We start from the raw sequence: 14,178 nt of genomic DNA, 5'->3' as shown, positions 1-14,178 counted from the left end.
GGGTCAGCGCCCGGCGATTGCTGCCTCGACCGCGGTCAGCGCCGCGCGGCGCTGCGCATCGAGCGCCGCAACCGTCGTCGCGGCGAGGTCGATGTGCAGCTCGTGCATCTCCATGCCGGAGCGATAGCCCTCGGGCCACACCGCGGTCAGCGCGAAGCCGCAGCGGCGGAAGAAGGGCGCGACCAGCGGCGAGGTGTCGACCGTGACATAGCGGGTCGGCGGATCGGCGAAACGCGCGACATGCACCAGCCGCTCGAACAGCAGCAGCCGGCCGAGTCCGCAGCGGTGATAGCGCCGCGCCGCCATGCCCCAATATAGCAGCGCCTTGTTGTAATGCTCCCAGACCTCATAGCCCCCGAAGGCGGCGGGCACGCCGTCGACGGCGACGACGAAGGCGGGCCCATCGGGGTCGTCGAGCGTCTCCTCGAGCCAGCCGCGGTCGCCGGCACCGAAATATTCGGGCAGGTTGGAATCGAAGATCGCCAGGACCGCCGCACGGTCCGGCCTCTCGTACGGGCGCACCACGACGCGACTCATGCCGTCACCTCCCACATCGCCACCGTCTCGATCGCGGCGGTGTCGGCGCGCGTCCAGCATCGCGACACCCCCTCGTAACGGGCGACGGCATGCACCGGATCGATGATTTCGGTCTCGATCCCCTCGGGCGCGATGCGGCGCGGTTCGCCGACCAGTTTGGCGTGCGCTTCCTTGATCGTCCAGCACCGCAGCCAGGCGCGCGGCTGTGCGTCGATCGGCAGGCGGCGCACATCGTCCCCTTCCCGCGGGCTCAGCATGTCCCACAACGGCGGCGCGTCATCGACCAGCTCGCGGTCGACCGCGATCGGCCGTGTCGCCACGCCGATCAGACAATGGCCACCGCGACTCGACAGGCCGATATGCCAGCCGCCGGGACTCGCCACGCGCGGCGCGCCGGCGGCGGTGCGCGCCAGCCGCACCTCCTGCCCCTGCCGCCCCGTCAGATGCGCGATCAGGCTTTGGGCGAGCTGCTGCCGCGCGCCCGCGCCCTCCGCCGCCGCACGCCACACCACCGGCGACGCACCGTCCCAGTGCAGCGCGGCGAGCGGTCCGTCATGCCACAGCGGCGTCATCCACCCATCGCGATCCGGGCGGGGCTGCCCTCCCAATTGGTGCCGTCGGGCAGCGTCTCGCCCTTCATCACCACCGACAGGTCGCCGAGCTGCGCGTCGGCGCCGATCTCCGCGTCATAGAGGACGATGGCGAGCGAGCCGATCGTCGCACGGTCGCCGACGCGGATCGGGCCGACCTTCATCACCCGGTCCTCGAACAGATGCGTCTGCATGCCGGCGAAGTCGTTGAGCGCGACATCGTCGCCGATCGTCACCAGATCATGTTCGGTGAGGTCGGTCGTGTCGATATAGCAGCGCTTGCCGATCTTCGCTCCCATCAGCCGCAGGTAGACGCCGATCCACGGCGTCCCCCGCAGCGGTTCGAGCAGATTGGCGACCGCCAGATTCTCGTAGGTGGCGGTGACCAGTTCGCTGCGCCAGACGAAGGTGCTCCACAAGGGCGCGGTCGTCGCCGTGTAGCGCCCGACGACGAGCCATTTCAGCGCCAGCACGAACGCGCCGCAGGCGAGGCAGAAGCCCATGTAGAGGAACGGGAAGGCCAGGCCGATCACCAGCCCGCCGCGTTCGAGATCGTCGAGATCGCCAACCACCGACAGCAGCACGCTGAAGAAGACGAGAAACGCGGTCAGCGACAGGGTCGTGCGCACCGCCTCGATCGACAGGCGGGTGGCGATCAGCCCGCGCGACGGATTGAACCGCGCGCCCTCGTCGAACATCGTCGCGACCTGTCGTACCGGCAGCTTGAACGCCGGCGATCCGAACCAGGTGCTGCCGCTTTCCAGCGCCAGCGCGGGGTCCTCGGGCGGCTTGGAGAGCACGCCGATCAGCACCTCGTCACCGATCTGCGCGCCGCACGGGAGCAGCGCCGAATTGCCGATGAAGCTGCGCCGGCCGATGCGGGTATGCGCCAGCTCGATCGTGCCGTGGCCGATCCGCGCCGCGCCGAAGATGACCGAATCGGCGATGAAGCTCTCCTCGCCGATCTCGACGAGATCGGGGACGATCGCGCTGGCGGTGGAAATCTCCGCCCGGCGCCCGACCTTGACGCCGAGCGCGCGATACCAGGGAATGACGTAGAGCGTCGCGAAGATGGGGTGGAGCAGCCGCAGCGCCAGATCGTTGATCTGCTTGACCAGCCAGTACCGGACGTAGAACCAGCTATCGAGCGCATAGGTGGCGGGCGCGACCTTGCCGAGGATCAGCCGCTTCGCCGCCACGGTCAGCACGCACATCATCACGACATAGGTCGTCGCGAGGAACGGCGCGACGAGCATATAGGCATAGCCCGTGGTCGCCCAGTCGAGCTCGATCAGCGCGATCAGCCCCGGCGCGATCGGCAGGATGGCGATGATCGGCAGCATGAAGGCGCCGAACAGCAGCCCGAGCAGCGGGCCGAGCGGCTCGCGGCCATGACGGGGTGGCCGCGCCGGCCCCTCGCCGGCGTAAGCGGCGGGCGACCCGCTCCACCGCTGGCGCGCCGGTATCACCGCGTCGGTGGGCAGCGCCGACATGTCGTCGAGCACCGCATCCTCGCCGAGCACGGCATTGCGGCCGACCACCGCCTGCGACCCGACGAAGGCGCCCGGCGCCAGCGTCACCGTGCCGAGCCGCAGCAAGCCGCGCTCGACCGAACTGGTGGCGAGCACCGCCTGGTCGCTGATGATCGCATCGTCGCCGACGTCGAGCAGATCGGCGGTATCGATGATCCCGGTGCCGATATGGACGCGCGCGCCGACCTTCGCGCCGAGCAGCCGGTAATAACCGCGGATCATCGGCGTACCCGCCAGATAGGGCGTCGCGGTGACGCCGATGATCCGCCGGATCAGCCACCAGCGGAAATAATAGAAGCCCCACAGGGGATAATCGCCCGCCTTGAAGCGGCCGACGATCAGCCATTTGAGCGCGATCGACAGGAACATCGACGCGATCGGCACGATCGTGAAGAACAAGGCGCTCAGCACCAGCGCGCTGATCCGGTCCACGCGCCCGGCCAGATGCGTGTAGGCGATATAGGGCGAGAACCATTGCAGCCCGGCGAGCGTGTAGATCGGCAGCAGCGCCACCGTCTGCGCCGCGACGCACAGCCGGCGCTTCCACGCCGCGATATGGTGGAAACTGTCCGCCTGCTGCACCGCGACCGGTGCCGAACCGCCGACGCGGAGCGCGAGGGCGCGGATCGTCGGCGCGGCATAGACATCCTCGAGCGACAGCCCCTGGAGCCCCGGCACCTTGCGCGCCGCCGACACCAGCCGCGCCGCCTTCAGCGAATGGCCGCCAAGGTCCTCGAACAGATCGTCGAGCACCGACACCGGCTGCGGCGCGAACGCCTCCGCCCAGACGCGGTGCAGCGTCTCCTCCATCGGCGTCGCGGGCGCGACGATCGCGCGGTCGGTGCTGACGGTGATCGCCGGCTTGACCAGCGCCTTGCGATCGACCTTGCCCGATGCGGGCAGCGTCGGCAGCGCGGCGAGCGTCTGATAGGCGGCGGGCCGCATGTAATTGGGCAGGCGCTCGGCGACGCGCGTGCGCAGGCCGGCGAGGTCGATCGTCTCGTTCGCCCGCGTGACGAGGAAGGCGGCGAGGAATTCGGCGCCGTCGTCGTCGTTGAACAAATGCACGACGACCTGCGCCACGCCGGGCCATTCGCCGATCACCGCCTCGATCTCGGCGAGTTCGACGCGGAAGCCGCGGATCTTCACCTGCGTGTCGATCCGGCCGACGAAGTCGATGTCGCCCGCCGCATCGAGCCGGACGAGGTCGCCCGAGCGATAGATGCGCTCCGGCACGCCCGACACGGTGTCGAACGGCGTCATCGTGAACTTCTCGGCGGTAAGGTCGGGCCGGTTGACGTACCCGACGCCGACGCCGGGGCCGCCGATGACCAGCTCGCCTTCCTGCCCGGCGGGCACCGGCTGCAACGCCTCGTCGACGATCCACGCGGTATAGCCGGGCAGCGGCTTGCCGATCGTGATGCGCTGGCCGGGCTGCACCTCGGTCCAGGTCGCGGTCACCGACGTCTCGGTCGGGCCATAGGTGTTGAGCAGCCGCAGCCCCGGCCGCGCCAGCCGCCGCGGCAGGTCGGGCGGACACGCCTCGCCGCCCATGTTGATCAGCCGCAGCGTCGGCACCGGATGCTCGACCAGCGCGATCAGCGACGGCACGACGTGCCAGATCGTCGTCCCCGCCTCCGCCAGCGCGATCGCCACGTCGGGGCCGCTGGTGGCGAGCGCCTCGGTGGCGACGAGCAGCCGCGCGCCGACGAAGAAGGCGCTCCACATCGTCTCGACCGACATGTCGAAGGCGAGGCTGAACCCGCCGAACACCACGTCGCCCGGGTCGAGCGCCAGGATCGCGCTTTCCGACCGGACGAGGTGGCACGCATTGGCATGGGTGATCATCACCCCCTTGGGCCGGCCCGTCGTGCCCGAGGTGTAGATGATATAGGCAAGGTCGCCGGGCACGCTGCCGGTCTGGTCGCGGCCGAGCGGGACGATCGGCTCGGCGGCGAGGTCGCCGAGTTCGGCGTCGAGCGCCAGCGTCGCGCCGCCGATCGCCTCGGCCCGGCTGGTGACGGTGAGGGTCAGCGCCGCGCCGCTGTCCTCGATGATGTAGTCGATGCGATCCTGCGGATAGCCCCAGTCGACCGGCACATAGGCGGCGCCGGCGCGCAGCACGCCGAGGATCGCCATATATTGGTCGAGCCCGCGCGGCAGGCACAGCACCACCCGGTCGCCGCGACCGATCCCCATCGCACGCAGCCGCTGCGCCAGCGCGAGGCTGCGCCGCGCGAGCGTGTCATAGGTCCAGCTGGTGCTGCGGCCGAATTCCTCGCTGGCGCCGATCAGTTGCAGCGCGACGGCGGCCCCGCGGCGCCGGCAGGTGCCATCGAACAGCTCGTGCAGCAGTTCGTCGCGCGCATAGGGTTCCTCGGGGCGCAGCGCCGGGGCGGGCGCGATCGGCGCCTGGATGGGATGATCCGTCGCGGCAATATCGGGCATCGTCATAGAATCAGCGTGCATCCCAACGTCTCAAACCTTTGTTACGATGATGCGCCCGGCGGCCACCCTGACGATACCGGCCGCACCATCCGGTCGCGATCGATGGCCGTGCCGACATCCTCATCCGCCCGTGCATAAGCGCGCTGATGTATATCAATCCTGTACGAGGGGAAGCACGAAGCGTCCAAAACGGCCCGGCCTGCCGCATCGGCCGATGCGGGATGCGGCCCGCCGCGGGACCAACGGCGCGACAGCCGGGACAGACTGGGCTACATTGGCCCTTCCATCGTCGGCGCGCGGGACTAAACGTTTGCGTGATCACGAGAGTCTGCAGGATCCTACTGCCATAATGTCGGCCCCTCCCGCGCCATCCACTATCGCCGACGCTGCCGGTATCGACGTCCTCAACGGCGGCGGCGAATGCGGCCGGCTGATCGGCGAACGCGACTGGTCGACGACGCCGCTCGGGCCGATCGCAGCATGGCCGCAGAGCCTGCGCACCGCGACCGCCATCCTGCTGCGGTCGCCGGTGCCGATCGTGATGCTGTGGGGCGAGGCGGGCGTGATGCTCTACAACGACGCCTATTCCGCTTTTGCCGGCGGTCGCCACCCCGCGCTGCTCGGCTCCGAGGTGCGGCTGGGCTGGCCCGAGGTCGCCGACTTCAACGATCATGTCATGAAGGTCGGGCTCGCCGGGGGCACGCTCCATTACCACGACCAGGAACTGACCCTCTACCGCCACGGCCGGCCCGAGCAGGTGTGGATGGATCTCGATTACTCGCCGGTGCTCGACGAAAGCGGCGCGCCGGGCGGCGTGATCTGCATCCTCGGCGAGACGACCGAACGCGTCGCGAGCGAACGGCGGATCGGCTTCCTGCTGTCGCTGTCCGACGCGTTGCGCCCGCTCGACACGCCCTATGCGATCACCAGCCTTGCCGCCACGCGGCTCGGCGAGCGGCTCGACGCCAGCCGCGTCTTCTATGCCGAGATCGTCGGCGGCCGCATGACGGTCGCCTGCGATCACGCGCGCGGCGTATCGTCGATCGTCGGCGAGCATTCGCTCGAGGCCTTCGGTCCCGAGCTGCTCGGCGCCTATCGCATCGGCACGCCGGTGGTGGTGCGCGACGTCGACACCGACGCGCGGCTGAGCGCGGAGGCACGCGCAGGGCTCGCCGAGCGTCAGGTCGGTGCGTTCATCGACGTGATCCTGTTCGAGGCGAGCGAGCGGGTCGGGCTGCTCGCCGTCCAGTCGGCGACGCCGCGCGTCTGGACGCCGGCCGAGGAAAGCCTCGTCCAGGAGGTCGCCGAACGCGTCAAGACCGCGGTCGAGCGCGCCCGTGCCGAAGAAGGGCTGCGCCGGCTCAACGAGACGCTCGAAGAGCAGATTGCGCTGCGCTCCGCCGAGCGGGACCGGCTGTGGACGCTGTCGCAGGACATGCTGGCCCGCGCCGATTATGCCGGCATGATGTCGGCGGTCAGCCCGGCCTGGTCACAGGTGCTCGGCTGGAGCGAGGCGGAGCTGCTGACCCGCGGCTATGCCAGCTTCATGCATCCCGAGGACGAGCCGCAGACGCTGGCGGCGATCGGCCGGATGGCCGAGACGCGGCGGCCGACGCGCTTCGAGAACCGGATCGCGACGCGCGACGGCGGCTGGAAGGATATCGAATGGACCGTCGCGCCGGAGGCGGACGGGGTCAATTTCGTCGCGGTCGGCCGCGACCTCAGCGACAGCAAGGCGCGCGAGGCCGATCTGGAGGTCGCGCGCGAGGCGCTGCGGCAAAGCCAGAAGATGGAGGCGATGGGCAGCCTGACCGGCGGCGTCGCGCATGATTTCAACAATCTGCTCACCCCGATCATCGGCTCGCTCGACATGCTGGTGCGCAAGGGGATCGGCAGCGACCGCGAGCAACGGCTGATCGGCGGCGCGCTGCAATCGGCGGAACGCGCCAAGACGCTGGTCCAGCGGCTGCTCGCCTTCGCCCGCCGCCAGCCGTTGCAGCCGACCGCGGTCGATGTCGTGCGCGTGGTCGACAGCATGATGGGCCTGATCGGCTCGACCCTCGGGCCGATGATCGAGGTGCACGTCGACCTGCCCGAACTGCCGCCGGCCAAGGCCGATCTCAACCAGCTCGAAATGGCGCTGCTCAACCTGGCGGTGAACGCGCGCGATGCGATGCCGGACGGCGGCGAGCTGACCATCGCGGCACGGCGCGAGAGCGTCCGCGAGCGGGATGGCCGTGGCCTGCCGCGCGGCCATTACGTGCGGCTCAGCGTCCGCGACACCGGCGTCGGCATGGATGCGGAGACGCAGCGGCGCGCGATCGAGCCGTTCTTCTCGACCAAGGGCGTCGGCAAGGGCACCGGCCTCGGCCTGTCGATGGTCCACGGCCTCGCCGCGCAGCTCGGCGGCGGCCTGACGATCGAGAGCACCCCCGGCGAGGGCACGACGATGAGCCTGTGGCTGCCGATCAGCGCCACCGCGGTCAGTCGCGACGATGCCGCTGCCGAGGCGCTGCCCGCCGCCAAGGGGCTGGGTACCGCGCTGCTGATCGACGACGAGGAGCTGGTGCGGCTCAGTACCGCCGACATGCTCGCCGACATGAGCTACGAGGTGATCGAGGCGGCTTCGGCCGAGGAGGCGCTGCAGTTGCTCGACGGCGGTCTCGTCCCCGACATCCTCGTCACCGATCACCTGATGCCCGGGATGAGCGGCGCGCAGCTCGCCCGCGAACTGAAGACCTCGCATCCCGGCCTGCCGGTGCTGATCGTCTCCGGCTATGCCGAGGAGGACGGCATCGATCCCGATATCCCCCGCCTCACCAAGCCCTTCCGCAACGCCGAACTGGCAGCGAGCGTCTCGGCGCTGACCGCGTCCGCGCTCGGCGCCTGATCGTCCGGTCGCCCGGCCGGCCCGGCTCATGCCGGCTCGGCTAGCGATCACGCTTTCGCGGGAACAGGAGCGCGGCTCATCCGCTGAGGGGCACATGCCCACCGATTTCGACCGAAGCGACACGCTGCACCGCCCCCCGCTCGGCAAGACGCACGCGCCTAGCGGCAAGCCGCTGATCGTCACCCCGACCTTCGTCAGCCGCGTCGACGCTACGCCGCGCGGCGACCGCCCGCAGGATGCGGGTTCGGCGAAGAGCCGCCACGGGCATGAGGTGCATCTGCCCGACTGGCGCCCGCACGCGCTGGCGATCGAGGGCGACCCCAACCTCGCCTTCGAGCACTGGGACGAATATTGGCGCAAGGTGCACGGCCCCAAATTCGCGTGGGACGAGCCGGGCAGCTCGTCGGAGCTGGTCGTCCGCTATGATCAGCTCCACCGGATCGCGAGCGGCCCCTCCTCCGCCTTCCCGCCGCCCTATCGCGCGATGGTCGACGACCACGGCCTGCTCCCCGCCGATCCGTGGCAGCGCGTGCCCGCCTTCGATCGTCCGCGCTGGGACGGCCTCGCCTATATCGCCTATGCCGAAGAGGCCGACATCGAGCGCACGCTCGGGCAGGACAAATTCGCCAAGCGGATCATCGCCGACGAACAGACCGCGTTCCGCATGGTGACGCGCGAGATCACCCGCGAATATATCCTCATCCCCAGCGAGCGGCATCGCGACGCGGTCAGCCTCGTCAAGATCCACATGCGCCGTCCCGAGCTATCGCGCGAGGCGTTCCAGCAACGCCTGCTGCACGACCACGCACGGCTGGTGATGGCGCAGCCGGCGACCGGAGAATTCGTCCGCCGCTATGCGCAGCTCCATACGATCGGCTCGACGCAGAAGGATCCGGAAGGCAGCAAGATCGATGCGGTGTCGATCTTCGCCTTCGCCTCGATGAACGACGTCGAAGACTTTCTGGTGAGCGGAGATGCCGCGACGATCGCCGCCGCGGAGGCGGAGCTGATCGGCGAGGGCTCCGAATGGTGGACGGCGCTCAACTACAGCGTCATCAACCGCCTGCACCCGGAACGCGCCACCCTGTTCTGACCGGCGGCGCGGCTCAGCGGCGGACATAGTCCCAGACCTTGGAGATGACGACCGAGCCTTCGCCGACCGACGACGCGACCCGCTTGACCGACCCTGCGCGCACGTCGCCCACGGCATAGATGCCGTGGCGCGACGTCGCATAGGGCGACGCGGCCCCGACGTCCCCACCGGTCAGCACGAACCCCTTGTCGTCGAGCGCGACCAGCTCCGCCAGCCAGCCGGTATTGGGCGCGGCCCCGACCATGACGAACATCGCGCAGGTGTCGACGCGCCGATCCCCCTCCTTGTCGCGGATCGTCACCGCCTCCAGCCGGTCGCCGCCGTGGAGCGCGGCGACATGCGCGCCATATTCGATCGTGATCGCCGGATCGGCCTCCAGCCGGCTCGACAGATAGTTGGACATCGAAGTCGCGAGCGAATCGCCGCGTACCAGCAGCCGGACATGGCGCGCGCTCCGGCTGAGGAACATCGCCGCCTGCCCGGCCGAATTGCCGCCGCCGATCACCACCACCTCCGCATCGCGGCAGAAGCGCGCCTCGTTCTCGGTCGCGGCATAATAGACGCCCGCCCCCTCGAACTCGGCAAGCCGATCGAGCGGCAAGCGGCGGTATTGCACGCCGGTGGCGACGACCACCGCATTCGCGCGCACCCGCTCGCCATTGGCGAAGGTCGCGCAGAATTGCGCGTCGGGCAGCACCTCCAGCGACGCGACGCGCCGCGGCATCACGAAGCGCGTGCCGAACTTCATCGCCTGCACCTCGCCACGCCAGACCAGATCGGCGCCGGAAATGCCGGTCGGGAAGCCCATATAGTTTTCGATCCTGCTCGACGCCCCCGCCTGGCCTCCGATGGCGGTTTCGTCGACCACCAGCGCCCGCAAGCCCTCCGCACCGGCATAGACGCCCGCTGCGACCCCGGCGGGTCCGGCACCGACGATCAGCAGGTCGAAGGGCTCGTGATCGGGAATGTCGCGGTCGAGCCCGAGCAGGCGGGCGACCTTCTCCGGCGTCGGATCGGTGACGATCAGGTCGCGGCCGAACAGCACCACCGGCGCATCGTCGGGCGTGCCGCAACTCACCGCGACCCGGCGGGCATCCTCGCTGCCGAGCGGATAGGAGCGGTAGGGAATGCGGTTGCGCGTCGCGAATTCGGCCACACGGCGCACCGCGCGATCGACCTCCTCGCCGACCAGCACGAGCATGCCGGTGCCCGCGTCGAGCTGCCGGCGTCGCCGCGCCGCCAGCACGGTGATGATGATGTCCGACATCTCCGGGATCTCGGACATCAGCCGCAGGATGTCCTCGCGTGGCACCTCGACGACGCGGGTATCGGCGGCGGCGCGCATCGTCATCGACCAGCTGCCGCCCGACAGCAGCGAGATCTCAGCCATGAATTGCGTCGGGCCGAGTGTCGACGGCACCAGCCGCTCGCCGGTGAAGGGATCGACCACCTCGATCTCGCCGTCCTCGACATAGGCGAAACGGTCGGCGGGCGTGCCGATCTTGGCGAGCAGGTCGCCCTTGGCGTAATGCCGCACCACACCCGCCGCACGGATCGCCGCCACGTGCGCCGCCTCCAACGGGATGCGCTGCATCTCGTTGAGATCGCGTCCAATCGTTTCCATCGCTGTCCCCAATCGCCATGACGCTACCGTCGGCAACGGCGTGCCGCAACAGCGGGGTGCGCGCGCCGGCCGGGGGAAATACAGACAATCGCGTTGGCCGGCACTCCATTGGCGCTATGCTTGCTGCAACACAGGGAGCTTGCCCGATGGACGTGCTGATGATCCTCATGATCGCGGCGCTTGCTGCGCTCTGGCGAAAGGTGACGCTGCTACAGCAGCGTATCGATCGTCTCGAACAGGGCGCCCGTTCGGCCCCGGCGATCGAAATGCCGGCCGAGCCCCTCGTCGACGAAGGCTCGCCTCCGGCACCTTCGCCAGTCCCGGTTCCATTCCCGGTCCCCGCCCCGGTCCCGGCGCCACCCCACCCGCCCGCGGAGGCACCGGCCCGGCGGCACGAGCCGGCAAGGCTGGTGATCGGCGAACGTCCGAAACCCGCGGCACCGCGTCCGGCACCGACCGCCGACGCGGTCACCCGCCCGCGCGAGCGCGCGGGGTTCGAGGAGATTTTCGGGCGACGGCTACCGATCTGGGCCGGCGGCATCACGCTTGCGGTCGCCGGCGTACTGATCGTCCGCTATTCGATCCAGGCAGGGCTGCTCTCGCCGCTGGTCCGCATCGGCCTGGGCCTGCTCTTCGGCGGCGGCCTGATCGCGGGTGCCGAGGCGGCGTTGCGATATGCGGAGCGCGTCGGCGACGCGCGCGTGCGGCAGGCGCTCGCCGGCGCCGGGATCGCCACGCTCTATGGCACGACGATCGCCGCCGCCAATCTCTATCATCTCGTCGGATCGACCGTCGCCTTCGCCGGTCTGGCGGCGATCACCGCGCTCGCTGCCGGCCTGTCACTGCGCTTCGGCGCACCGAGCGCGCTGCTCGGTCTGGTCGGCGGCCTCGCCGCGCCGGCGCTCGTCGGCGCATCGCAGCCCGACGTGCCGCTGCTCACCCTCTATCTGACGCTGACGGTCGGCGGGCTGTGCGCATTGGGCCGGCAGCAGCGCTGGTGGTGGCTCGGTGCAGCGGCGCTCGTCGGCGGCTTCGGCTGGGGAACGCTCCTCATACTCGGGAAGGCGTTCGACATTGCCGACGTGCTGGCGGTCGGTCTCTACACGCTCGCGCTCGCGATCGGGCTGCCATTGCTGCTGGTCGGCGAGCGCGCGCGCATGGTGCGACTGGCGGGCGCGCTGGTCGGCTGCGCGCAGCTCGCCGCGCTGGTGGCGGTCGACGGCTTCGCCCCGCTGCACTGGGCGCTGTTCGGCCTGATCTCGGTCGCGATCGTCTGGCTGTCGCGCCGCGACCCGCTGTTCGCCGACATGCCGGCCGCCGGCCTCGCGGTCGCGATCCTGCTCGGCCTCGCCTGGCCGAACCCGGACAGCACCGGCCTTGTGCTGCTGCTGATCGGGATGGCCGCGATCTACGGCGCGCCCGCCACGCTGCGGGTCTGGCGCGCCGACAGCCGCAGGATCGATGCGCCGTCGATCGCCGCCGTCTCAGTCGCGGCCGGCCTGCTGCCCTTGCTGACGCTGTCGCGCAGCGCCGCTGCGGTCGCTGCGCTCCTTGGCGCGCTGCTGTCGGCGGCGAACGCCTGGCGCGGCTGGCATCATCCGCAGCGACGCGACGACGCCCGTTTCGCGCTGCTTACGATGACGACCGCCGCCCTGCTTCAGATTGCGGTGATGCAGGCCCTGCCGCAATGGGCCTGGGCACCGGCCGCCGCGCTGCTCGCGCTCGCCTTGATCCGGCTCGGCGTGGGGGCGCAGGACGAACGGATCGTCCGGAGCGGCGACGCGGCCGCATTGCTGACCGCCCTGCTGCTCCTCGCCGATCCGGGCTTGCCGCGGCTTGTCGGCGTGGCCCAGCCGGTCGATCTCACCACCTGCGTCACCTGGGGCGTGCCGACGGTCGTCGCCGCGCTGCTCGGCTGGCTCATGGCGCCGCGGCGCACGTGGCTGTGGCCGCCGGCGGCCGTGTTGATCGGCTATGGCGCCGCGGCGCAGGTCGTCTCCGCTTTCTGGCTGCCGCTCGTGCCGGCGGCGATCACGGCGCTGCTTGCCGCGACGCGGCGGGGCCTGCTGATCCCCGCCGTCTATACCGCGGTGGTGCTGATGACGGCGTGGGCGGCGGTGCCGGTCGAACATTGGGTGTTCGCGGGTGTCGCTGCGCTGGCGGGTCGCTTCGTCGCCGTACAGGCATGGCCCCCGCTGCTCGAAGCGACGCTGCGGATCGGCCTGCCGGGGCTGGCCATCCTCGCGGCCGCGGCCCTGTTGCCCGCCGAGACGCTGCCGCGCAGGCGGATGCGGCGGATCGGCTATGCCATCGCGGGCGCCGCGCTGATGCTCGCCGCGCATGTCGCGTACAAGCAGCTCTTCGCACTTCACACGCCGGCCGACGCGTTTCGCTATGCCATGGCCGAACGAACCGTCTGGCAGATGCTGCTCGCCGCGGCTGCCGTGCTCGCCTGGCGCCGCCACGCGCGGCTGCTCGCCATCGCCTGCGGCGGCACGGCGGTGGCCCACTTCCTCTGGTTCACCGTCATCATCGCCAATCCGCTCTGGGTGCCGCAACAGGTCGGCGTCTGGCTGGTGCCGGCCTATGGGGTTGCCGGATTCCTCGTCTGGGCCGCCCCCCGCGCGCTCCCAAACGCGTCCCGGACCCGCGATTTGGCCCTGATGGCGCTAATCACACTAGGCAGTTTCACACTCCTACGCCAAACCCTCCCCCCCCTCGATGCCGGAACCGGCGAGGGCGAGCAGATCGCGCGGTCGATCCTCGCACTCGCACTCGCCGGCCTGTTCCTCTGGATCGGTATCGTGCGCTCGCTCCGCGACTGGCGGATCGCCAGCCTGGCGTTGATGCTGATCGCGGTGGTGAAGGTGTTCCTGTTCGACGCCGCGGGGCTCGGCGGCTTGGCGCGCATTGTTTCGTTCGCAGCGCTCGGCTTCAGCTTGATCGGGGTGGGCTGGCTCTACAGCCGCTACCTACCCAATGATGCGCATTAGCAGGCCCCTGTCGCTCAGGCGACATTCGACTGCGGCCAATACGCGGCCGTGGTGGATCGTCATTTCACAACGTGCAGAGGGCGGGTGCCGGCTGCCTCCCTTTGTTCTCCTGACGACGCACCCTATCCGAGCGAGGCGGGGTATGGTGCGATGGCTGCGGCGATACCGCTGCGGTTGTTTGCTGGCGGGGTGCGCTGAGATCGTTCGGGCGTGTGCCGCAAACGACAACGCCGCCCTTGGGGGCGGCGTATCGAGTTCTACGAAACTGGTTGCGGGGACAGGATTTGAACCTGTGACCTTCAGGTTATGAGCCTGACGAGCTACCGGGCTGCTCCACCCCGCGACACTTTTGGGCTTTGAGACGCGAACGCCCCCGCTGGTGGGCGGGGGTGTTGGTGTCCGTTGCCGGCTGATATTGTGTATGGGTTCTGTTTGCCGAGCTTTGTGCCTCGTATCCGCCGGCTGCAATGC

The 14,178-nt window shown here is 69.9% G+C and carries 7 protein-coding genes and 1 tRNA gene; 3 read left to right on the top strand and 5 right to left on the bottom strand.

Features of this window, described 5'->3' with window-relative positions; all coding sequences use genetic code 11:
* Positions 1-3 precede the first annotated feature (3 nt).
* Genes HD841_RS19055 through HD841_RS19045 form a run of 3 tightly spaced genes read right to left on the bottom strand, consistent with a single transcriptional unit; the run spans position 4 to position 5,128 of the window.
* Complete coding sequence (locus HD841_RS19055) at positions 4-537, bottom strand: GNAT family N-acetyltransferase (protein WP_179510487.1); 534 nt, start codon at positions 535-537, stop codon at positions 4-6.
* Positions 534-1,109, bottom strand: coding sequence for a 4'-phosphopantetheinyl transferase family protein (locus HD841_RS19050; RefSeq protein WP_179510486.1), 576 nt, complete (start codon positions 1,107-1,109; stop codon positions 534-536). Before HD841_RS19050 ends, HD841_RS19055 begins: the two co-directional genes overlap by 4 nt.
* A complete protein-coding gene (locus HD841_RS19045) occupies positions 1,106-5,128 on the bottom strand; it encodes a Pls/PosA family non-ribosomal peptide synthetase (RefSeq protein WP_257015806.1) in 4,023 nt (1,340 codons plus the stop codon). Before HD841_RS19045 ends, HD841_RS19050 begins: the two co-directional genes overlap by 4 nt.
* A 328-nt stretch (positions 5,129-5,456) precedes the next feature.
* Here HD841_RS19045 and HD841_RS19040 point away from each other — a divergent pair, with 328 nt between their 5' ends.
* Complete coding sequence (locus HD841_RS19040; protein ID WP_179510485.1) at positions 5,457-7,997, top strand: GAF domain-containing hybrid sensor histidine kinase/response regulator; 2,541 nt, start codon at positions 5,457-5,459, stop codon at positions 7,995-7,997.
* A gap of 94 nt (positions 7,998-8,091) precedes the next feature.
* Positions 8,092-9,090, top strand: a complete 999-nt coding sequence (locus HD841_RS19035) for an EthD domain-containing protein (protein WP_179510484.1) — start codon at positions 8,092-8,094, stop codon at positions 9,088-9,090.
* Positions 9,091-9,103: 13 nt separating this feature from the next.
* On the opposite strand, the gene HD841_RS19030 is transcribed toward HD841_RS19035, so the two are convergent.
* Entirely contained in the window at positions 9,104-10,714 is a 1,611-nt protein-coding gene (locus HD841_RS19030; RefSeq protein ID WP_179510483.1) for an FAD-dependent oxidoreductase, read from the bottom strand.
* Between the two features lie 158 nt (positions 10,715-10,872).
* On the opposite strand from HD841_RS19030, the gene HD841_RS19025 reads away from it, so the two are divergent.
* A complete protein-coding gene (locus HD841_RS19025; protein WP_179510482.1) occupies positions 10,873-13,707 on the top strand; it encodes a DUF2339 domain-containing protein in 2,835 nt (944 codons plus the stop codon).
* A gap of 266 nt (positions 13,708-13,973) precedes the next feature.
* Here the strand turns inward: HD841_RS19025 and HD841_RS19020 are convergent.
* Positions 13,974-14,050, bottom strand: a tRNA-Met gene (locus HD841_RS19020).
* Positions 14,051-14,178 lie beyond the last annotated feature (128 nt).

Origin of the sequence: Sphingomonas melonis, from assembly GCF_013409985.1 — a bacterium.
In the GTDB taxonomy this organism is placed as follows: domain Bacteria; phylum Pseudomonadota; class Alphaproteobacteria; order Sphingomonadales; family Sphingomonadaceae; genus Sphingomonas; species Sphingomonas melonis_A.
Note: the sequence above shows the minus strand (reverse complement) of the source record. Positions and strands in the feature narration are given on the sequence as shown.